We start from the raw sequence: 21,466 nt of genomic DNA on the forward strand, positions 1-21,466 counted from the left end.
CCTTCGCCAGCGGCCTCCCTCTCCCGTTTACGGGAGAGGGAGGGGCCCGCCGCAAAGCGGTGGGAGGGTGAGGGCTAGCGGGCCACCCTCATCCAACTTCGCCTAGCCAGCACGCTGGCAAGGCTGCGTATCCTTTTCCCACCAGCGGGAGAAGGAGCAGGCGCGTCTTGTTCCGTTGGCGACCCTAGCGCAGCTTGGCGATGGCGAGGCCGTCCTGCTTGGCGCGAGCCTTTACCGACTCCTCGCTGCGCGTCAGGGCCTTGGCGATCGCCTTCAGCGCCATGCCCTTCTTCGCCAGCGTATGGAGCTTTTGCAGCTCGTCGGCCGTCCAGGGCTGCTTGTGCCGTTCGAAGCGATCGCCTGCCATGCTACTTAGTCCGCGAAAGGATCACGCACGAGGATGGTGTCCTCACGCTCGGGACTGGTGGAGACGAGCGTGACCGGGCAGCCGATCAGTTCCTCGATCCGGCGGATATATTTGATCGCCTGGGCCGGGAGGTCAGCCCAGCTGCGCGCGCCCGCCGTTGTGTCCTGCCAACCTTCGATATCCTCGTAGATCGGCTCCGCCTTCGCCTGGTCCTGCGCATGGGCGGGGAGATAGTCGAAGGTCTGGTCGCCGATCTTATAGCCGACGCAGATCTTGAGCGTGTCGAAGCCGTCGAGGACGTCGAGCTTGGTGAGCGCGATGCCGGTGACGCCCGAGACGGCGACCGACTGGCGCACCAGCACGGCGTCGAACCAGCCGCAGCGGCGCTTGCGCCCCGTCACGGTGCCGAATTCATGGCCGCGTTCGCCAAGGCGCTGGCCGACGTCATTTTCCTGCTCGGTCGGGAAGGGACCGGAGCCGACGCGGGTGGTGTAGGCCTTGACGATTCCGAGCACGAAGCCCGCGCCGTTCGGGCCAAGGCCCGTGCCGCTCGCCGCCGTGCCCGCGACCGTGTTGGACGAGGTGACGAAGGGATAGGTGCCGTGGTCGATGTCGAGCAAGGTGCCCTGCGCGCCTTCGAACAGGATGCGCTGGCCCGCTGCCTTTGCCTTGTTGAGCGCCAGCCAGACAGGCTTGACGAAGGGCAGGATGAACTGGGCGATGTCGCGGAGGTCCGCCATCAGCGCGTCGCGGTCGATCGGGGCTTCGTTGAAACCGGCACGCAGGGCGTCATGGTGGGCGGTCAGGCGGTCAAGCTGAGGACCAAGGTCGTCGAGATGAGCAAGGTCGCAGACGCGGATGGCGCGGCGGCCGACCTTGTCCTCATAAGCGGGGCCGATGCCGCGGCGGGTGGTGCCGATCTTGCCCGCGCCCGAAGCGTCCTCGCGCAGGCCGTCGAGATCGCGGTGGAAGGGGAGGATCAACGGGCAGGTTTCGGCGATCTGCAGGTTTTCGGGGGTGATCTCGACGCCCTGCCCCTTCAGCTTCGCGACTTCATCGCGGAAGTGCCAGGGATCGAGGACTACGCCATTGCCGATGACCGACAGCGTGCCGCGCACGATGCCCGAGGGGAGCAGCGAGAGCTTATAGACCTTCTCGCCCACGACGAGCGTGTGGCCGGCATTATGGCCGCCCTGGAAGCGGGCGACCACGTCGGCGCGCTCCGACAGCCAGTCGACGATCTTGCCCTTGCCTTCGTCGCCCCATTGAGCGCCGATCACGGTCACATTTGCCACAGATACAGTCCTCCGCCCGCCGCGCGGACCGGCCATGCCCTTCGACGGGACTCGGCATGCCGGTGGGATAGGATGGGCGCTTCACGCCCTATGCGGGGCGCGCGTTAGCCCCGCGCCACCCCGGGGTCAAGTCAGTAGGCGTGCGGTTCGTCGCCATTCAGCCAGTGAGTGCAGCGCAGCGCTTCGCCATTTTCTTGCGCCGTGAGGGCGGCAACGGTCTGCCAGCCATCTGCACGAAGTTGCGCGGCGCGACTTTGGTCGTGGTGGAGGGGAAGAAACAGGCGATTCGGACTACCCGCGCCGAAACCGGCATCGATCAGGGGATCGGGGTAGAGCGAGAAGCCCATGGCCGGTTCTTCCGATCCGTCGGCGCGGGTGATGGCGTAGCTTCCGCCCCGGCCGATCTCCCCAATGAACCCTTCCGCGAAAATGGAGAAGCCGAACCAGTTCTGATATTCGAAACCGTGGCGCTCGGTTGGGTCAAGCGTCAGCGTGATGTCCCAGCCGATCGGCTTGGCGATGGCGCGCAGCCCCGCAATGCGGCTGTCAATCGCGCCGCTTAGCTTCGCACTCAGCGCTTCGAGCTTTTCCATGGCGGGGTGGAAGGGCCCTGTCGCTTCCATCAGCGGGAGATAAGCAGCAGCGGCAGGGCTGATCGCGGCAAGCGCGCCAGCATCCTTGGCATCGAGTTCCGCGCGGACCGCTTCTATCTCGTCGCGCGCGAGCGGGAGCGGCCCGGCGGCAAGGCTATCGATCAGGTCCGGCAGGGTGAAGTCAATCGTGATACCCGTCACGCCTGCCGCCTGGAGTGCTTCGATCGCGACGTTCACGATCTCGACCGCTGCTGCGACGCTGTCGCTGCCGATGAGTTCGGCGCCGACTTGCAGCCTTTCGCGTTCCGGGCGGAGCTGGTTCGCCTTGAGGCGGATCACGGGACCGCCATAGGAAAGGCGGAGTGGGCGCGGCGCGCTGGCGAGGCGAGTGGCGGCGATGCGGCCGACCTGTGCGGTCATGTCGGGGCGAAGCGCCAGGCTGCGCTGCGATACCGGATCGATCGCACGGACGAGGTCCTGCGCGCGCATGGATTTCAAGCGGCTGACCAGCGTTTCTTCAAATTCGGCGAGAGGAGGCATGACGCGCTCATAGCCGTGCGATGCGACCGTATCGAGCACGCGGCGCGCGAGGCGCGCGGAGGCTTCGGCCTGCGGCGGCAGGCGGTCGGACAGTCCTTCGGGGAGGAGGCCGGGAGGGATGCTCATTTAAGCCCTCCCCCCTTGGGGGGAGGGTCTGGGAGAGGGGAATCCGCGCAACGCTTGAGCGATCACGCGAAGCACGCCCTCAATATTCCCTATCACATCCGGGTTGCCAAAACGAAGCACGTGATATCCTAGCGATTCCAGAAATTCCGTTCACCGTGCGTCATAGCGATCTTTGGCGGAATGTGTATCCCCGTCGATCTCGACGATGAGTTTCGACGCCTTGGACGCAAAATCTACAATGTAGGGCGCGATGATCGTTTGCCGGGTGAATTGCTGATTTTCTAAGCAGTTCGCGCGAAGGGCAAGCCACAGTCTCTGTTCGGCGGGAGTTGGATTAGCGCGCATTTGTCTCGCGCGTTCCTTGAGCTTTGGGTCGAGACGCACCGCTCCTCCCCCTCTCCCAACCCTCCCCCCGAGGGGGGAGGGCTTTTAAGCATCACGCGAAGCGCAGCAGCTTCACCGTCTTGACGCCTGCAAGCTTGCAGATGTCGTTCAGCACTGCTTCGCTGACCGCGCCGTCGACCGACAGCAGCAGCACGGCTTCGCCGCCCTGGCTGCGGCGGCCGAGGTGGAAGGTGCCGATGTTGACGCCTGCCTCGCCCAGCGTCGAGCCGAGACGGCCGATGAAGCCGGGCGCGTCCTGGTTGACGATGTAGAGCATATGGCCTTCGAGGTCGGCTTCGACCTTGATGCCGAACAGCTCGACAAGGCGCGGGCTGCCATGGCCGAACAGGGTGCCTGCGACCGACTTGTCGCCGCCCTCGGTCTTCACCGTGACGCGGACGAGGGTCTGGTAGTCACCCTCGCGGTCATGACGCACTTCGCGGACATCGAGGCCGCGTTCCTTCGCGAGGAAGGGCGCGTTGACCATGTTCACCGTGTCCGAATAGACGCGCATCAGGCCAGCGAGCACCGCCGCCGTGATCGGCTTCTGGTTGAGTTCGGCGGCATGACCTTCGACCTCGACCGAAACGCCCTGGATGCGATCGCCTTCCAGCTGGCCGACGAGGCTGCCCAGTTCTTCGGCCAGAGCCATATAGGGCTTGAGCTTGGGCGCTTCTTCAGCGGACAGGCTGGGCACGTTCAGCGCGTTGGTGATGCCGCCGTCGAGCAGATAGTCGCTGAGCTGTTCGGCGACCTGAAGCGCGACATTGACCTGCGCTTCGTCGGTCGATGCGCCGAGGTGCGGGGTGCAGATGAAGTTGGGCGTACCAAACAGCGGCGATTCCTTGGCCGGTTCGGTCACGAACACGTCGAGCGCGGCGCCAGCGACATGGCCCGAATCCATCGCTTCCTTGAGTGCGGCCTCATCGACCAGACCGCCACGGGCGCAGTTGATGATGCGCACGCCCTTCTTGGTCTTGGCGAGGTTTTCCTTGCTAAGGATGTTGCGGGTCTGATCGGTCAGCGGCGTGTGCAGCGTGATGAAGTCCGCCTTCGCCAGCAGCGTGTCGAGATCGGCCTTTTCCACGCCCATTTCGACGGCGCGTTCAGGGGTGAGGAAGGGATCAAAGGCGACGACCTTCATCTTGAGGCCAAGCGCGCGGCTGGCGACGATCGATCCGATATTGCCAGCGCCGATCAGGCCCAGCGTCTTGCCGGTGACTTCGACGCCCATGAAGCCATTTTTCGGCCACAGGCCCTGCTGGGTCTGGGCGTTGGCTTCGGGCAGCTGGCGAGCGAGCGCGAACATCAGCGCGATGGCATGTTCGGCGGTGGTGATCGAGTTGCCGAATGGCGTGTTCATGACGATCACGCCCTTGGCAGACGCGGCCGGGATGTCGACATTGTCGACGCCGATGCCCGCGCGGCCGATCACCTTGAGGTTGGTCGCGTGGTCGAGAATGTCCTTGGTGACCTTGGTCGAGCTGCGGATGGCGAGACCGTCATATTGGCCGATGATCGCCTTCAGTTCGTCGGGTGTCTTGCCGGTGATTTCGTCGACCTCGACGCCACGTTCGCGGAAGATCGCCGCGGCGCGGGGGTCCATCTTGTCGGAAATAAGTACCTTGGGCATGCAGAATTCCTATGTTTCCTCGTCACCCCGGACTTGATCCGGGGTCCCGCTTATCTGCGGGCGGACATGAAGAAGAAGCGGGACCCCGGCTCAAGGCCGGGGTGACGCGGTTAAGCTAACTCAGCCAGCCGTGGCCGTTGCGTAGGCCCAGTCGAGCCAGGGACCCAACGCTTCGATATCGGCGGTCTCGACCGTCGCGCCGCACCAGATGCGCAGACCCGCCGGAGCATCGCGATAACCTGCGACGTCGTAAGCGGCGCCTTCCTTTTCGAGCAGGCCAGCCATGCTCTTGATGAAGGCTTCGTCCGCGCCCTCGACCGTCAGGCAGACGCTGGTGGTCGAGCGGGTGGCGGGATCGGCGGCGAGATGGCCAAGCCAATCGCGCTCCTCGACGATCTTGTTGAGCGCCGCGGCATTGGCGTTGCTGCGCGCGATCAGGCCCTGAAGGCCGCCCAGCGACTTGCCCCATTCAAGCGCGAAGATCGCGTCTTCGACCGCCAGCATGGAGGGGGTGTTGATCGTCTCGCCCTTGAAGATGCCTTCGGCAAGCTTGCCCTTCGCCATCAGGCGAAAGACCTTGGGCAGCGGCCATGCGGGGGTGTGGGTTTCAAGGCGCTCAACGGCGCGCGGGCCGAGGATGAGGACGCCATGACCGCCCTCACTGCCCAGCACCTTCTGCCAGGAGAAGGTGGCGACGTCGATCTTGCTCCAGTCGATCTCGTAGGCGAACACGCCGCTGGTGGCGTCGGCGAAGGTCAGGCCTTCGCGATCGGCGGGGATCCAGTCGGCGTTGGGCACGCGCACGCCCGAGGTGGTGCCGTTCCAGGTAAACAGCACGTCATGGGCGAAGTTCACAGTGTTCAGGTCGGGCAGCTGGCCATAGTCGGCGCGGATAACCGTCGGGTCGAGCTTCAGCTGCTTGGCGGCGTCCGTCACCCAGCCCTCACCGAAGCTTTCCCAGGCGAGCGTCGTCACCGGACGGGCGCCCAGCATCGTCCACATCGCCATTTCGAACGCGCCGGTGTCGGAACCGGGGACGATACCGATGCGGTGGGTGTCGGGCAGGTTCAGCAGTTCGCGCATCAGGTCGATGCAGTAAGCAAGGCGGGCCTTGCCGATCTTGGCACGGTGCGAGCGGCCGAGGGATTCAGCGCTCAGCTTTTCGGCGCTCCAGCCCGGAGGCTTGGCGCAGGGACCGGAAGAAAAATAGGGGCGAGCCGGCTTCGTAGCAGGCTTGACCGCGGGCGCAATGGTGGCGTCGGCGGCATTCAAATCAGTCATGTACTGCGTCTCCTTACAGAGAGCACGCGCGGCGTTGGGACCGCGTGGCCCGCTGGCCGCCCTAAAGATCGCGGGCGAAGAGTCAAGCGGCCAATGAGTCCAAACGAAGGGCTGGATGCGATGAACCGATGCACTCGTTAACCCACAAAGCCGCAGATCGTGGTAAATGGATGGGCATGAACGAGCGGGTTTGGGGGACAGCGGCCAGAGAAGCGGTGAGGCGTCGCGCGGGTCAGGCGGCCTTGCTGACGCTTTGCGTGACATTGGCATCCTGCGGCGGCGACATCGTGCCGCGCGGGCGGGTGGAGCGTCCGTCCAAACCAGTGAAGAGCGTCCGTCCGGCCGCGCCGCCGCCGATGGAGTTGCGCCAGTGCCTGGTGAAGCTGCAATCGCAATCCGTGCTGTTCACCCCCCTGCCCGACCAGAATTTTGGCGGCGGATGTTCGGCGATGGGTAGCGTCAAACTGCTCGACATCGGCGTGCCTGCCACCAATCTAGGCGCGATGACATGTGGGCTGGCAGCCAATTTCGCGGCTTGGGCCCGCTATGGGGTGCAGCCTGCCGCGCGGCTGATCCTGGGCGCGGAGATCGAGAAGATCGAGACGTTCGGCACCTATAACTGCCGCCCGATCGCGGGGAGCGGCAAACTGTCCGAACATGCGCACAGCAATGCGGTCGATGTGTCGGCCTTTGTCCTGTCGGACGGGCGGCGGATCACCATCGAGCAGGGCTGGAATGGCGACCGGCAGACGCGGCAGTTTCTGGAAGTGGTGCGGGCAAGCGCCTGCAAGCGGTTTCGCACGGTGCTGAGCCCCGATTATAATGTCGCCCATCGCGATCATTTTCATTTCGATATGGGGGGACGGGGTGGCTTTTGCCGCTGACCTTCCTAAGTTGGGTTGAATGACAAGAAAAGAAATCGAAGAACGTAAATTCCGCCCCGCCCGTCAGGAAGCCGTCGATGCCCAGAAGGCGGTGGGCACGCCCCAGACCAGCAGCGCCGCCTATCGCCTGGCGTTTCAGGACACCGAATTCCTGCTGCGTGAGGATTTGCGGCCGGTGCGGTTCCAGCTGGAGCTGCTGAAGCCGCAATTGTTGATGGACGAGGCGAAGATCGAATCGACGTTCGTCTTCTACGGGTCGGCGCGCATCCCGGAGCCAAGCCAAGTGCAGGCGCGGATCGACGCTGCCGTGACGCCGGACCAGCGGCGGATCGCCGAGAATTTGGGGAAGAAGGCGCGCTATTATGAGGAAGCGCGCAAGCTGGCGCGGATCGCGGCGCAATATCCGGTGAACGAAGCGGGGTGCCGCCATTTCGTGGTCTGTTCGGGCGGTGGCCCTTCGATCATGGAGGCAGCCAATCGCGGCGCGGACGATGTCGGCGCGCAGACGATCGGCATGAACATCGTGCTGCCGCATGAGCAGGCGCCCAATCGGTTCGTGACGCCGGAGCTTTCTTTCCAGTTTCATTATTTCGCGCTGAGGAAGATGCACTTCCTGCTACGCGCGCGGGCGTTGGCGGTGTTTCCGGGCGGATTCGGCACGTTCGACGAGATGTTCGAATTGCTGACCCTGATCCAGACGGGGAAGATGAAGCCCATTCCGGTGCTGCTGTTCGGGAAGGAGTTCTGGACGCGGGTCGTGGATTTCGAGGCGCTGGCCGATGAGGGCGTAATTTCGCCTTCGGACTTGAACCTGCTGACCTGGGTCGAGACGGCCGAGGATGCTTGGAAGGCCGTGCAGACTTTTTATCAGGATAGTGACGCGCCGGGTTGTGGGTGAGGGCGCGCTGCTGCCCTACCCCTCATCCAACTTCGCCTAGGCCCATTTGGGCCAAGGCTGCGTATCCTTCTCCCCCGAGGGGAGAAGGGTTAGGCGCTTGCTTCGTGGGGCTGTGAAGACTAGGGCGCGGCCATGCTTGCGGCGCTTGATCATGTCGATTGCTGGATCTTCGATCTGGACAATACGCTGTACCCGGCGAAGGCGGACCTGTTCGCGCTGATCGACGTGAAGATGGGCGAGTTCATCCAGGGGCTGCTGGGGTGCGATGCCGACGTGGCGAAGGCGACGCAGAAGCGCTACTTCATGGAGCATGGCACGACGTTGTCGGGGCTGATGCACCATCATGGCATCGAGCCGCGCGCATTTCTGGACTATGTGCACGACATTTCCATGGATCGGCTGGAAGTGGATGAGGCGCTGAACGCGCATATCGCCGCGCTGCCGGGGCGGCGGCTGATCTTCACCAATGGCGACGCGGCCTATGCCGGGCGGGTGCTGGAAAAGCTGGGGCTTTCCGGCGCGTTCGAGCTGATCCACGACATCCATGCCTGCCAATATATTCCGAAGCCCGATCCGTCGGGCTATGCCGAACTGTGCCGGGTGCATGGCGTCGATCCGGCGCGCGCCGCCTTTTTCGAGGATATGGCCCGCAATTTGAAGCCCGCCAAGGCGATCGGCATGAGCACCATCTGGGTGAACAATGGCTCTGAAGCGGGCAATCACGAGCATCATCCCGACTTTATCGATTTCGAGACCGACCATCTGACGCCATTTCTGGCCGACATCATTGGGGAAAGACCATGAGCCAAGACCTGATCGCCACCATCGACGCCGCTTGGGAAGACCGGGCCAATGTGAGCCTGACGACGCAGGGCGAGGTCCGCCAGGCGGTCGACAAGGCGCTGGCGATGCTGGACAAGGGTGAGTTGCGCGTTGCTGAGCCCACTGCGGATGGCTGGCAGGTCAATCAGTGGGCGAAGAAGGCGGTGTTGCTGTCGTTCCGCCTCAACGACAATGCCATGATCGACAATGGTCCGGGCGCTGGCCATTGGTGGGACAAGGTGCCGAGCAAGTTCGCAGGCTGGGACGAGGCGGCTTTCCGCGCCGCCGGTTTCCGCGCGGTGCCGGGCAGCTTCGCGCGGGCGGGTTCGCACATCGCCAAGAACGTCATCCTGATGCCGAGCTTCGTCAATATCGGCGCGTTCGTCGATGAAGGCACGATGGTCGACACCTGGGTGACGGTAGGCAGCTGCGCGCAGATCGGCAAGAATGTCCACCTGTCGGGCGGCGTCGGCATCGGCGGCGTGTTGGAGCCGTTGCAGGCCGATCCGGTGATCATCGAGGATGACTGCTTCATCGGCGCACGGTCGGAAGTCGTGGAAGGCGTCCGCATCGGCAAGGGATCGGTGCTGTCGATGGGCGTGTTCATCGGCCAGTCGACCAAGATCGTGGATCGCACCACGGGCGAAGTCTTCATGGGCGAAGTGCCGCCCTATTCGGTGGTCGTGCCTGGATCGCTGCCGGGCAAGCCGCTGCCTGACGGCACGCCGGGGCCGAGCCTCTATTGCGCGGTGATCGTGAAGCGGGTGGATGCGCAGACGCGGTCGAAGACCGGGATCAACGAGTTGCTGCGGGACTAAAAAATCCTCCCCTAGAAGGGGAGGTGGCAGCCCATGGGGCTGACGGAGGGGTAGCGGCGCCAGAGTTGCGCTAATACCCCTCCACCGCTCCGCCGCCCCCCTCCCCTTTCAGGGGAGGACCGGATGGCCTACATAGCGCCTATGCCGCCATCGACACCTGACAACACGCCTCTTCCGCCTGTCTGGGCGACGCTGCGACGGTTTCTGCCTTATCTCTGGCCCGCTGATGCGCCTGCGCTGCGGCGGCGGGTGGCCATTGCCATGTTGCTGGTGGTGCTGGCCAAGGTCATCAGCCTGGTGATGCCCTTCGCCTACAAGGCCGCGATCGATCGCATGGCGCCGGGGCTGGAGCCGGGCGTGGCGCTCGCCATCGCGCTGGTCGTAGCTTATGCAGGCGCGCGGTTTGGCAGCGTGTTGTTCGACAATTTGCGCAATGCGGTGTTCGAACGGGTGGGACAGGAGGCCGGGCGGCGGCTGTCCGACGATGTGTTCGTCCATCTGCACCGCCTGTCGCTGCGCTTTCACCTTGATCGCCGCACGGGCGCAGTCACCAAAATCGTCGAGCGCGGCACCAAGAGCATCGACACGATGCTCTATTTCCTCCTGTTCAACATCGCGCCGACGGTACTGGAACTGGCGGCGGTCTGCGTCATATTCTTCGTGAAGTTCGGGCCGGGGCTGGTCGCCGCGACATTGGTGATGGTCGGGCTCTACATCTGGTTCACCCGCATGATCACGGAGTGGCGCAACCAGCTTCGCCGCGACATGGTGGACATGGACACCAACGCTGTCGCCCATGCCGTCGACAGCCTGCTCAATTTCGAGACCGTCAAATATTTTGGCGCCGAAGAGCGTGAGGCTGCGCGTTACGGCACGGCGATGCGCCGCTATGCCGAGGCGGCGGTGAAGTCCGAGAACAGCCTCGCCTGGCTCAACATCGGGCAGTCGCTCATCACCAACCTGATGATGGCAGGTGCGATGGGCTACACGGTGTGGGGGTGGAGCAAGGGCAGCTTCACCACCGGCGACGTGGTTCTCGTCAATACATTGCTTAGCCAACTATTCAGGCCGCTGGATCTGCTCGGCATGGTCTATCGTACGATCCGGCAGGGCCTGATCGACATGGAGGCGATGTACAAGCTGATCGATACGGAGGCGGAGATTGCCGATGCACCGGGGGCTCCAGCCCTCAAGGTAAAGGCTGGCGAAGTGCGGTTTGACCATGTCCGCTTCGGCTATGATCCAGACCGCGAAATCCTGCACGATGTCAGTTTCACCGTGCCGGCGGGCAAAACGCTGGCGATCGTGGGACCTTCAGGCGCGGGCAAATCCACGATCGCGCGGACGCTGTTCCGCTTCTATGACATTCAAAGCGGTCGCATCCTGATCGACGGGCAGGATATTGCCGAGGTGACGCAATCGTCGCTGCGCGCGGCGATCGGCATCGTGCCGCAGGACATGGTGCTGTTCAACGACACGGTCGGCTATAATATCGGCTATGGCCGGGCAGGCGCGAGCCAGCAGGAGATTGAGGCGGCGGCCAAGGCGGCGTCGATACATGACTTCATCATGCGGATGCCGCAGGGCTATGACACGCGCGTTGGCGAGCGAGGCCTCAAGCTGTCCGGTGGCGAGAAGCAGCGAGTGGCGATCGCCCGCACCTTGTTGAAAGACCCGCCGGTGCTGGTGCTGGACGAAGCGACGAGCGCGCTCGACAGCAGGACGGAAACGGAAATCCAGGATGTGTTGCGCAGCATTTCGCGCAAGCGCACCACGCTGGTGGTCGCGCATCGGCTTTCGACGGTGGTGGACGCGGACGAGATCATCGTGCTGGACCAGGGAAGGATCGTGGAGCGCGGCCGCCATGCGGATCTCGTGCGGTCCAATGGTCTCTATGCTACCATGTGGGCGCGGCAGGCGACGGAGCGGGAGGACATGCCCGTCGAGCCTGTGATCGAAGATGATTTTGCAGGGTCGCAGCCTGCATTGTCGGTCCGGTAAGGAGCTTGGGGATGACGCAGACGATCCGGAACAACTGGCGGATCGCGCCTTGGGTGGTGATCGCCATTATGTTGGCTGTGCCACTGGTGGCGATGCAATTCACCGACGAGGTGCGCTGGACCGGGTGGGACTTCCTTGCGGCAGGCGCGCTTCTGAGCGGCGCTGCGCTCGTCTATGAGCGGGGCGGGCGACGGATTACTGGGCGCTGGCAGCGGATCGCGGCAGCGGGCGCGCTTGTCTTGGCGGTCGCACTGCTGTGGGCGGCGGGGGCGGTCGGCATCTTTTCCTGAGAGTGAGGGAAGCGGCCCCGGCGCCAGACCGGAGGCCGCTTTCCTGAAATGATCAGCGGTTAGTGACGGTGGTCGTGGTTTTTTCGACGACCGTTGCCCGAGCCGGAGCAGCAGTGGTCTTGCGTACGACCTTGCGCTTCACCGGCGCTGCCTTGCGCACCGTGGCCGCAGGCGCGGTTTTCACGGTTTCGGTCGTGATGGTGGTGGCGGCGGGAACCGTCGCGGCAGCGGCGCGAGCGGCTTGCGCGTCGGCAGCAGCGGATGCGGCAGCGCGCTCGGCGGCATCGGCACGCGCGTTCGCGGCGGCGGCATCCTGCTGCGCGGCCGCTGCGGTCGAAGCCTGGACCTGAGCATCCGTCTTCACGCTCGCCTGGCTCTGGCCGATGGCTGTGTCAGCGAAGCCTTGCGCCTCCACGGCGGCCTTGATGGCGTCCTGTTCCTTGCCGCTCTTCAGCCGTTCCTGAGCGAGGCGCAGCGACGCCTGGGCGCGGGCGAGTACCGCCGGGTCGAACTGGCCAGCCTGCAATTTGGAGGCAGCGTCGATCTTGCCCTGGGCCTGCGCGATCGCCTTGAGCGCCTGTTCCTCGTCACCAGCGAGCGCGGGGCCGCTCGCGAGGAAAAGCGCCGAAGCCGCGGCAAGAGCGCGCAGGGAATAGCCGAATTTACGCATATTCTCTCCTGTCAATGTTGAGAGCCGGGTAACGTACCGAAACGAACCGGGTTCCAGATGCGCCGTTGCTGGAGAGGGGTGAGCCGCCGTCAGTCCGGCAGAAAGCGCGCGGCGACTTCGGCGGGGACGCGCAGGATGCGGCCGCTTGTCCGGTCGATGATAGCCCAGGTCGATCTCGCGCTGACCTTGACCTTGCCGTCAGGGCCGATGAACTCCATGTGGCGGTCGAACCGTGCACCCCTTGGCCCTTCTGGAATCCAGGTGCGGGCGGTTACGGTCTCTCCCTCCCGCACATTGCCGCGATAGTCGATCTCGTGCCTGGTCACGACCCACACATAGGCGTCGAGGTGCTCCGGCGCGGCGTCGCGGGTCCAATGTTCGGTCGCGACCTGCTCCATCCACCGCACCCAGACCGCGTTGTTCACATGGCCGAGCATGTCGATATGCTCGGAGCCTGCCGTGATCTGGGTGGTGTAGGTGGAGGACATTTTACCGATGCTCCGTTGATGGCTCGCTGCGCTCGCACCCTCCCCCAGCCCCTCCCGTAAGAGGGAGGGGAGATTGGCTTATTGGGACACGCCCAGCTGCCAGAGGATGAAGGCGAATTCCTCGGCGGTTTCCTGCAGGCTTTCGAAGCGACCCGATTTCCCGCCGTGGCCCGCGCCCATATTGGTCTTGAGCAGCAGGATATTCTGGTCGGTCTTGGTCGCGCGCAGCTTTGCCACCCATTTCGCCGGTTCCCAATAGGTGACGCGCGGGTCGTTGAGACCGGCGGTAACGAGCAGCGGCGGATAGGATTGCGGCTTCACATTGTTGTACGGGTCATAGGCAAGGATGGTTTCGAACGCCGCCTTGTCCTCGATCGGGTTGCCCCATTCGGGCCATTCGCCGGGCGTCAGCGGCAGGCTTTCGTCCAGCATGGTGTTGAGCACATCGACGAAGGGGACATGCGCGACGACCGCGCCCCAGAGTTCAGGATCGGAATTGATCACCGCCCCCATCAGTTCGCCGCCAGCCGAGCCGCCGGAAATGCTGATCCGGCCCTTTGACGTATAGCCGCGCTCGATCAGGCCTTTCGCCACATCGACAAAGTCGTTGAACGTGTTGGTGCGCTTGTCGAGCTTGCCGTCGAGATACCATTGCTGGCCAAGGTCATCGCCGCCCCGGATATGGGCAAGGGCAAAGGCGAAACCCCGGTCGAGCAGCGACAGGCGGCTCGTTGAAAAGCCAGGCTCCATGGCGATGCCATAGGCGCCATAGCCGTAGAGGTGAAGCGGCGCGCTGCCGTCGCGGGGCAGGTCCTTGGGATAAACGATCGACACCGGGATCGGCGTGCCGTCCCGCGCCGGGATGGTCAGCCGCTCGGTCGCGTAGCGGGTCGCGTCATAGCCTGAAGGAATTTCCTGAACCTTCAGAACCTCAAGCTCGCCGGTAGCGAGATGATAGTCGTAGATGGTATCGGGCGTGACCATGGATTCATAGCCGATGCGCAGCTTCGTCACGTCATATTCGGGATTGTCGTCAAGACTGGCCGAATAGCTGGCCTCCGGGAACGGAAGCCGCTTCGCCGAATGGGCGGCATAATCGCGCAGTTCGATCTGGTCGAGGCCGTCCTGCCGTCCTTCGGTGACGTAGAAGGTTTTGAACAGGGTGAAGTCGGTGAGGTAGAAATGCGGATCGGCAGGGATCACCTCCGACCATTCGCCCGGAGCCTCCAGCGACGCCTTCACCAGCCGGAAATTGGGGTGCGTGTCGTTGGTGCGAATGTAGAGCGTGCCTTCATGCTCATCGACATCATATTCACGCCCGGCCTTGCGCGCGGAGACGAGCAGCGGCTGGGCCAAGGGATTGTCAGCGGGAAGCAGCCAGCTTTCGGTGGTGACATGGTCCCCCGTCGCGATGACAATCCATTTTTCCGATGAGGTGAGGCCAACGGACACGCGAAAGCCGTCGTCATCCTCATGGAACAGTTCGACATCGCTTTCGACCGGTTGGCCCAGCCAGTGCAGCCGCGCATTGTCGGTGCGCCATTGATCGTTGGCGATGCCGTAGAGCAGCCCCTTGCTGTCACTGGTCCAGACGAGCGAGGACAGCGTATCGGGAATGACTTCGGGCAGGATTTCGCCCGTGAACAGGTCCTTGATCCGCGCTTCGAACCGTTCGGACCCATTATTGTCGATCGCATAGGCGAGATAGCGGCCGTCCGGGCTGACCGACAGCGCGCCGAGGCGAAAATATTCATGCCCCTCCGCCAGCGACGGCTCGTCAAGGATCAATTGATCTTCGCCGCCCGCCACGGGACGGCGATACCATTTGCGATATTGCGCGCCGGTTTCGAACGCCCGCCAGTAGACGTAATCTCCATCCTTTTGCGGCACGGAGCTGTCATCTTCCTTGATGCGGTCCTTCATCTCCGCAAAAAGCGCGTCAGTCAGCGGCTTGCGGGGCTGCATGGCGCTTTCGAAGAAGGCATTTTCCGCTTCCAGATAGGTGAGGACATCCTTGTCCTTCACGTCCGGATAACCCGGATCGCGCAGCCACGCCCACGGGTCTTCCACCTTGATCCCATGGCGCGTGAAGCTGTGCGGGCGGCGGGCGGCCGAAGGAGGCATGCTGTTTACGGTCATTCAGGGTCCTGATTCTTGTGCCGGAGGCACGCTGGCATAAGCGGCTTTGCCTGCTTATGTTGGCGGCGGCATGCCCTGCGCAAGGGTTCTCGATCAAGGAAATGCGATGTCCGCTTATGAAGACCGTCTGAAAGCCCTGCGTGAACAACTGGTGCGCGAGCGGCTGGACGGCTTTGTCGTGCCGCTGACCGATGAGCATATGAGCGAATATGTCGGCGAATATGCGCAGCGCCTTGCCTGGCTGACCGGCTTTCAGGGATCGGCGGGAAGCGCGGTGGTGCTGCCGGAGGAAGCCGCGATCTTCGTCGATGGGCGCTATACGCTGCAAGTGCGCGAGCAGGTGGATGCCGCCCACTGGCAGTTCGAAAGCGTGCCGCAGACCTCCGTCGCGGCCTGGCTTGGCGTTCACGCGCCGCAGGGCGGGCGGATCGGCTATGATCCCTGGCTGCACACCCGCGCATGGGTGAAGGCGGCCAGCGAGGCGCTGGCGGAACGCGGGGCGGAACTGGTGGCGGTGGAAACCAATCCGGTGGACGCCGTGTGGCCCGACCGCCCCGCCCCCAGCGACGCCCGGCTAGTGGTGCATGAGGACCGCTATGCCGGCCAGAGCGCTGCGGAAAAGCGGCAGGCGATGGCCGATTGGCTGACGGAGAAGAAGGTGGATGCCGTCGTGCTGTCGGCGCTTGATTCCATCGCCTGGGCCTTCAACATCCGGGGCAAGGACGTCTCGCGCACGCCGGTCGCGCTGGCCTATGCGATCGTGCATGATGATGCGACGGCGGATCTCTTTGTCGCGCCCGAGAAGATCGATGAGGCGGTCGTGCAGCATCTGGGCAATGCGGTGCGGGTGCGTTCGCGCGCGGACTTCGCCGGAGCGCTGCGGGATATGGCCGGCAAGACGGTGGCAGCCGATCCCGAACGCGCGGTGGCGGCGATCTTCGAGGCTCTGGACGTAGGCGGCGCGACGATTTTGCCAGTTCGCGATCCGGCCGTGCTGCCCAAGGCGATCAAGAACCCGGTCGAAATAGCCGGGCACAAGGCAGCGCAGGCGCGTGACGGGGCTGCCTTGTCACGCTTTCTCCATTGGATTGCGGTCGAAACGCCCAAGGGCGGTGTCGATGAGCTTTCCGCCGCCGCTCGACTGGAGGCGTTCCGCAAGGAGACAGGGCTGCTGGAGGACCTGTCCTTCGACACGATCAGCGGGGTCGGGCCCAACGGCGCGGTGGTGCATTACCGGGTCGAGGAAAAGACCAACCGGCCGATCGAACCGGGTTCCTTCTATCTGGTCGATTCAGGCGGCCAATATCGCGACGGCACGACCGATGTGACCCGGACGATCGCCATCGGCACGCCAAGCGAGGAGATGAAGCGCCGCTTCACTTTGGTGCTGAAGGGCCATATCGCGCTTGCCCGGGCGCAATTTCCCACAGGCACGCGGGGTAGCCAGCTTGATGTCCTCGCGCGCCAGTTCCTGTGGGCCGAGGGATTGGATTATGCGCATGGCACAGGCCATGGCGTCGGCAGCTTCCTGTCGGTGCATGAAGGACCGCAGCGCATCGCGACGGCGGGCGGCAATGACGAGCCGCTGCAACCGGGCATGATCCTTTCAAACGAGCCCGGCTATTACAAGACCGGCGAATATGGCATCCGCATCGAAAATCTGGTGCTGGTCGAACGGCGCGATGTGCCCGGAGCCGAGCGGGAGATGCTGGGTTTCGAGACTCTCACCTTCGCGCCGATCGACCGCAATGCCATCGCTGTCGACATATTGACGGCAGAAGAGCGGGCGTGGGTGGACGCCTATCATGCCAAGGTCGTCGAGATTGTCGGCCCGCAACTGGATGGTGACGCGCTTTTATGGTTGGAGCAGGCTTGCGCGCCTTTGTGATCGCCGCTTTAGTCGCCGTGCCGACCCACCTCGCCTGAAGAGGGCGGCGATTCACGGCTGCCCGCCTCTTCTCTCGCCTGCGCCTTGCGGCGGCGCAGATTGTCCCGCAACGCCTGTGCCAGCCTTGCCTTGCGATCATCCTGTCCACTGCTCATCACCGGGCCATAAGCAAATTGCTGCATCCACCGCAACCCGCCTTGACAAGCGGGACGCGCGCGGCCATAGGCCCGGCTCCGCAAGCCGAAAGGCATTGCGCGATGGTGAAAGTGCTGCCGTAGCTCAGTGGTAGAGCGCATCCTTGGTAAGGCTGAGGTCGCGAGTTCAATCCTCGCCGGCAGCACCATTTCCCAGCAGGCTAAAGTAGATCAGCCAAGCTATATTTTCCCTTTATTGATCGTTGTTGCGGCAACTAATCTATATTATTTGATTTACCTTGGAATCGGGGGATTCGGGGGATGAAGGTGCGTGAGCAACAGTCCGTTGCGCATGAGGTTTTGACTTTTCTTCAGCGTCAAAGTCTTGCGCCCACACCGCAAAATTATGCGATGGGCTATGTGCTGAAAAGCGGCTCCAATGAAGCGCTGTCCAAAGCCGTCAATGACGCGACTGACGGCGGCATTCGGATGAGTCAGCAGCAGGCGGACGATATCTTCATGCGCTGTGTCGGCAGCCTGGGCGGCGCTGGGGGCGCGCATGCGACCGACGCATTGAGGAACCAGACGCGCCACCAACTGCTTCGCCTGGCAGAGGTGGCAAGCAGCGCTGCCGAGCGGACCGGGGATTTCAACCGCGACCTCAGCACAGGCTATGAGAAGCTGGCCGACAAGGATGCGGCCGGGATCGGACTGATAATCTCCGACATGATCGAGCGTTCATTGCGGGCCGAGCAGGACCTTGCAGCTGCCGCGAGGGAGGTTGAGGTTCTTCGGCAGGAACTGGACACCGCACGCCATGACGCCAACCTCGATGCCTTGACCGGCCTGCCCAACCGCCGGGCGCTGGAAGCAGCGATGGACCGGTTGCAGAAGGGAAAGCTGCCCCATGCCGTGGCGATTTGCGACGTTGACCATTTCAAGCGTGTGAACGATCGATATGGCCATGCGGTGGGTGACCGGGTGCTGAAGATGGTCGCCACTTCCCTGGTGGAAAGCTGCGGCGGCCAACTGGTGGGCCGCTGGGGTGGCGAGGAATTTCTGGTGGTCGTGCAGGGACATGCGCTCGACGACACGGTCGAACTGTTGGATGACGCCCGCCGCGCGCTCGGGCAACGCGCCTTCAAGCTGCGTGAGACCGACGAGCCGATGGGGGCGATCACCTTCTCGGCCGGGGTTGCGCTCGTCAATGAAGGCGCAGAGTGGAGCAACGCGCTCAATTCAGCCGATGCGGCACTGTACCGGGCCAAGGCTCAAGGACGGAACATGGTTCTCAGGGGATAAGCACGGCAGCTGTCCGGCTTATCTCCCTCCCAGCAGAGCTCCGCCCCTCAGGGGAGCGGCTTTGGCAACCAGCTTAAATCCTGCGCCAGCGTACGGGACGGCACGCCGCTGAGCTTACGCAAGGCCGGCATATCGAGCAGTTCGATCATGTGGCCGTCCCGCAGGATCAGTTTCTTGTCCTCAAGCGTCCGGAAGACGCGGTTCACGTGAACGGCGGTCAGGCCGATGACGTCGCCGATCTGCTCCTGCGTCAAAGGATGTTCGAAACGCGGGCCAATGCCAGGCTGTATCACGCTCAAACGGCTGTGCAGGTGAACCAGAAAATCGGCGAGACGGCATTCGGCAGAGGTCCGGCCGATCGAGCAGAGCCGGTCCATCAGCATCACGCGCTCCTGCTGCACGCTAAGGAACATGAGAGCCGCCATGTGTGGCGCGCGCGTGAAAAGGCTGCCGAATGCCGACAAGCTGACCGAGCGCAGCTTGACGGGCGTGAGCGCCGTCAAGGTTTCCGCGGCCTTGTCTAGCGCCATGCTGGGCGTGCCCAGGATATCGCCGGGCAAATGCACCTTCAATATCTGCCTGCCGCCATCGGCCAGCGTCATGCTGCTGAGCGCCCAGCCATCCAGCAGCAGATAGACCGACTGTGGAGCGTCTCCTTCGCGCCGGATCGTCCGATTGCGCGCGATCTGCTGAACCGGGCCAGCCAGGCTGGAAAAGATTTCGAGCTCTGCCGGGCTTGGCGAGCGAAATTCAGCCAGTCGGGCCTGCGAGAAAGCTAGCGGAGAAGAGTCGTCTGGAACTGCGCGCACGGAACCTCGGAGCGGATCAATCCGGCCGCTCTAGCAAAGCGCAGGCCCCCTCTCTTTAAAATGGAGCAAGAAGCGCGAGATTCAGCGCGAAACGGTGAGGCCGATCCACAAGGTTCGGGGCGTGCCGAGATCCTCCGAGACGCCCGTGCTGCCGGTGACACGGCGGGTCAGCACCTCCTGGTCGAAGAGGTTCTCACCCCGCGCGATCAACTCCAAGCCGCGCCCGACCGGCAGGCGCGCGACAGCATCGAGGGTGAGGGCGCCGGGAAGGCGATCGGCATGCAGATCATCTTCATATTGGGCCGAGACATAATGCAGGGTTGCGGACAGGCGTGGCCCCTGCCGCAGCTGCCAGGCCACGGTGGCGCTGGCGGCATGGCGCGGAGTTTGCGCCGGGGACAAGCTGTCGAACAGATTGCCCGGCGCGCGAACCGTGCTGTGGCTGTAAGCATAGGATGCGGACAGGGACATCGCGCCCAAACGGCCGCTGGCGGTCAGTTCGACCCCCTTTGCAACGATCGCGTCCACATTGTCGCGCCTGCGGAGGTTGGTGCCAATGGTGACATTGGCGATGGCGTTATCCAGCCTGTTGTAGAAGGCGGTGGCCGAGAGCGAGAGCCCTTTCAAGGGATTGAGATCGGCACCGGCCTCCACCCCTTTCAGCTTTTCGGGTTCCAGCACGGGGTTCGCCTGCGTCGTGACGGGGAAAATGACGAAAGGCCGGTACAGCTCGTTCAGAGTCGGCAGGCGGAAGCCGGTATAAGCCGCCGCGCGCACGGCGATATGCTTGTCGACATGGAGCAAAGCACCCGCACGTGCTGAAGTCTCCCAGCCGGAACGGTTTTTGAAATCGGCACTGTTTGCAGGCGAGCCCGCCACGCGGAAAAAGCCGTCGCTGATCGTCCAGCGGTCCGCCCGCACACCGCCCGTCAGAACAAGACTGCCAAGGGTCCAATCGTCTTCGGCGAACATGCCGATCGTCCGCTGCCGTCCCCCGGCGTGGCGGCGTGCGGTCACCAATCCGGTCGCGGCGCTATAGGCATCCTCGAACATGTCGCCCATGGCGAAGCGGCTATCGATGCCAACACGCAACAGATGATCCTGCCCCACCGGCGGCCGCAGTTCGATCTTGCCGCCGATGCCGGTCGAGGGGGTGCTGCGCTGATCGAGCGTCTTGCGGAAGGGCGGGTTGGACGAGATAACGATGTTCGAAAAGTTGCGGGCCTGAACATAGGCCAGGGCATCGACCTGCCACCGGCCGCGCGACACATAGCGGATGCTGGCATCCTGCCCTTCGCTCAGGCTGTCGGCGCCGCGAAAGCGCAGCGTTCGCTCGTCATGGAACATGGTCGTGCGGAATTGCAGTTCGTCACTCGTGGAAATCGGAACAACCGCGCGAAGATTGGCCGACCAGCCATCATAGGCAGCAGGAACCGTCGCTGACACGCGCTGGTCGCGAGGTGTCGTTTGAAAGCCGTCGCCCCTGTCCCAGCGGCCAGAGAGGGACAGGAAGCCTCCGCCAAGGTCCGGGGTGAGGCTGGCGGACAATTCGGTCGCGTCCCGGCTGCCGTAAAGCGCCGTGGCGGAAAGCATCGGCAACTGATCACGCGTGGCGCTTGCCAGTTCGATGGTCCCGGCCACCGCCCCCGCGCCGAATGCGCCGACACCACCGCCACGAGTCACGCGGGCAGCGGAAAGCCGCTCCGGAACCAGCGCGCTGAAGGGGATATAGCCGAAAAAGGGGTCAGCCATGGGCACGCCGTCCAGAAGCACCAGCGTACGGCTGGACGCGTTGCCGCCCAAGGCTCGCAAGCTCGCGCCCTGCGCGGACGGGTTCGCCGACCGGCTGTCGGATCGCCGGAACTGCTGGAACCCCGCCACGTCTGTCAGAATGGTCTCGATCCGACCGGAGGCACTATCGAGGAGGCGATCCCGTTCGATCTGTACCGACCCATAGGCGGGAGTGCCCGGCGGCAAGGGCAAACCGGTGCCGGTGATGACGATGCGCGCCTGGGCGCTGCCGCGGTCGTCGGGCTGGGCCAATGCGGCGGATGGCAGCAGGACGGGCAACAGCCAAAGAGAGCCAGCTTTCATGACCACGCCC

19 protein-coding genes, 1 tRNA gene and 1 pseudogene are annotated in these 21,466 nt (G+C 63.8%); 9 read left to right on the top strand and 12 right to left on the bottom strand.

Features of this window, described 5'->3' with window-relative positions; genetic code table 11:
- Positions 1 to 184: 184 nt before the first annotated feature.
- From MU848_RS01915 to MU848_RS01940, 6 genes and pseudogenes are all read right to left on the bottom strand, one after another.
- On the bottom strand, positions 185 to 367 hold the full coding sequence (locus MU848_RS01915) for a hypothetical protein (protein WP_247229859.1): 183 nt from the start codon (positions 365 to 367) through the stop codon (positions 185 to 187).
- Positions 368 to 372: 5 nt separating this feature from the next.
- On the bottom strand, positions 373 to 1,662 hold the full coding sequence (locus tag MU848_RS01920) for an adenylosuccinate synthase (RefSeq protein ID WP_247229860.1): 1,290 nt from the start codon (positions 1,660 to 1,662) through the stop codon (positions 373 to 375).
- Between the two features lie 131 nt (positions 1,663 to 1,793).
- Positions 1,794 to 2,921 (bottom strand): ATP phosphoribosyltransferase regulatory subunit, encoded by a 1,128-nt coding sequence (locus tag MU848_RS01925; RefSeq protein ID WP_247229862.1) that lies wholly within the window; start codon positions 2,919 to 2,921, stop codon positions 1,794 to 1,796.
- Positions 2,922 to 3,305 (bottom strand): annotated as a pseudogene (locus MU848_RS01930) (endonuclease domain-containing protein).
- A 52-nt stretch (positions 3,306 to 3,357) separates the two neighbouring features.
- Positions 3,358 to 4,938 carry a phosphoglycerate dehydrogenase gene (serA, locus tag MU848_RS01935; RefSeq protein ID WP_247229864.1) on the bottom strand — a complete coding sequence of 527 codons (1,581 nt, stop codon included), beginning with the start codon at positions 4,936 to 4,938 and terminating at the stop codon, positions 3,358 to 3,360.
- Positions 4,939 to 5,058: 120 nt separating this feature from the next.
- Positions 5,059 to 6,219 (bottom strand): phosphoserine transaminase, encoded by a 1,161-nt coding sequence (locus MU848_RS01940; protein ID WP_247229866.1) that lies wholly within the window; start codon positions 6,217 to 6,219, stop codon positions 5,059 to 5,061.
- A gap of 176 nt (positions 6,220 to 6,395) precedes the next feature.
- Here MU848_RS01940 and MU848_RS01945 point away from each other — a divergent pair, with 176 nt between their 5' ends.
- From MU848_RS01945 to MU848_RS01970, 6 genes are all read left to right on the top strand, one after another.
- The gene (locus tag MU848_RS01945) at positions 6,396 to 7,103 is read left to right on the top strand and encodes an extensin family protein (protein WP_247229868.1); all 708 of its coding nucleotides are present in this window, start codon (positions 6,396 to 6,398) and stop codon (positions 7,101 to 7,103) included.
- A gap of 19 nt (positions 7,104 to 7,122) precedes the next feature.
- Positions 7,123 to 8,001: an LOG family protein gene (locus MU848_RS01950; protein ID WP_247229871.1), complete on the top strand. Its 879-nt coding sequence runs from the start codon at positions 7,123 to 7,125 to the stop codon at positions 7,999 to 8,001.
- Positions 8,002 to 8,133: 132 nt separating this feature from the next.
- Entirely contained in the window at positions 8,134 to 8,805 is a 672-nt protein-coding gene (locus tag MU848_RS01955) for a pyrimidine 5'-nucleotidase (protein ID WP_247229873.1), read from the top strand.
- Positions 8,802 to 9,641 (top strand): 2,3,4,5-tetrahydropyridine-2,6-dicarboxylate N-succinyltransferase, encoded by an 840-nt coding sequence (dapD, locus tag MU848_RS01960; protein ID WP_247229875.1) that lies wholly within the window; start codon positions 8,802 to 8,804, stop codon positions 9,639 to 9,641. Before MU848_RS01955 ends, dapD begins: the two co-directional genes overlap by 4 nt.
- Positions 9,642 to 9,782: 141 nt before the next feature.
- Positions 9,783 to 11,642 (top strand): ABCB family ABC transporter ATP-binding protein/permease, encoded by a 1,860-nt coding sequence (locus MU848_RS01965; RefSeq protein WP_247230092.1) that lies wholly within the window; start codon positions 9,783 to 9,785, stop codon positions 11,640 to 11,642.
- 11 nt (positions 11,643 to 11,653) lie between these two features.
- A complete protein-coding gene (locus tag MU848_RS01970; RefSeq protein WP_247229877.1) occupies positions 11,654 to 11,932 on the top strand; it encodes a hypothetical protein in 279 nt (92 codons plus the stop codon).
- A 52-nt stretch (positions 11,933 to 11,984) separates the two neighbouring features.
- On the opposite strand, the gene MU848_RS01975 is transcribed toward MU848_RS01970, so the two are convergent.
- From MU848_RS01975 to MU848_RS01985, 3 genes are all read right to left on the bottom strand, one after another.
- The gene (locus MU848_RS01975) at positions 11,985 to 12,602 is read right to left on the bottom strand and encodes a hypothetical protein (RefSeq protein ID WP_201515816.1); all 618 of its coding nucleotides are present in this window, start codon (positions 12,600 to 12,602) and stop codon (positions 11,985 to 11,987) included.
- Between the two features lie 89 nt (positions 12,603 to 12,691).
- Complete coding sequence (locus MU848_RS01980; RefSeq protein ID WP_247229879.1) at positions 12,692 to 13,090, bottom strand: acyl-CoA thioesterase; 399 nt, start codon at positions 13,088 to 13,090, stop codon at positions 12,692 to 12,694.
- Between the two features lie 78 nt (positions 13,091 to 13,168).
- A complete protein-coding gene (locus MU848_RS01985; RefSeq protein ID WP_247229881.1) occupies positions 13,169 to 15,229 on the bottom strand; it encodes a S9 family peptidase in 2,061 nt (686 codons plus the stop codon).
- Positions 15,230 to 15,335: 106 nt separating this feature from the next.
- Between MU848_RS01985 and MU848_RS01990 the strand changes: the two genes are divergently transcribed.
- Positions 15,336 to 17,117, top strand: coding sequence for an aminopeptidase P family protein (locus MU848_RS01990; RefSeq protein WP_247229883.1), 1,782 nt, complete (start codon positions 15,336 to 15,338; stop codon positions 17,115 to 17,117).
- An 8-nt stretch (positions 17,118 to 17,125) separates the two neighbouring features.
- Here the strand turns inward: MU848_RS01990 and MU848_RS01995 are convergent, their stop codons facing one another.
- Positions 17,126 to 17,299, bottom strand: a complete 174-nt coding sequence (locus tag MU848_RS01995; RefSeq protein ID WP_247229885.1) for a hypothetical protein — start codon at positions 17,297 to 17,299, stop codon at positions 17,126 to 17,128.
- Positions 17,300 to 17,385: 86 nt separating this feature from the next.
- Between MU848_RS01995 and MU848_RS02000 the strand changes: the two genes are divergently transcribed.
- Together MU848_RS02000 and MU848_RS02005 are read left to right on the top strand one after the other, a co-directional pair.
- Positions 17,386 to 17,460 (top strand) — tRNA-Thr (locus MU848_RS02000).
- Positions 17,461 to 17,572: 112 nt separating this feature from the next.
- On the top strand, positions 17,573 to 18,553 hold the full coding sequence (locus tag MU848_RS02005; RefSeq protein ID WP_247229887.1) for a GGDEF domain-containing protein: 981 nt from the start codon (positions 17,573 to 17,575) through the stop codon (positions 18,551 to 18,553).
- A 47-nt stretch (positions 18,554 to 18,600) separates the two neighbouring features.
- Here the strand turns inward: MU848_RS02005 and MU848_RS02010 are convergent, their stop codons facing one another.
- Complete coding sequence (locus tag MU848_RS02010) at positions 18,601 to 19,362, bottom strand: Crp/Fnr family transcriptional regulator (RefSeq protein ID WP_247229889.1); 762 nt, start codon at positions 19,360 to 19,362, stop codon at positions 18,601 to 18,603.
- 81 nt (positions 19,363 to 19,443) lie between these two features.
- Positions 19,444 to 21,456 carry a TonB-dependent receptor plug domain-containing protein gene (locus tag MU848_RS02015; RefSeq protein WP_247229891.1) on the bottom strand — a complete coding sequence of 671 codons (2,013 nt, stop codon included), beginning with the start codon at positions 21,454 to 21,456 and terminating at the stop codon, positions 19,444 to 19,446.
- Positions 21,457 to 21,466: the final 10 nt, after the last annotated feature.

The sequence above is a fragment of the Sphingobium agri genome (assembly GCF_023051225.1).
GTDB lineage: Bacteria > Pseudomonadota > Alphaproteobacteria > Sphingomonadales > Sphingomonadaceae > Sphingobium > Sphingobium agri.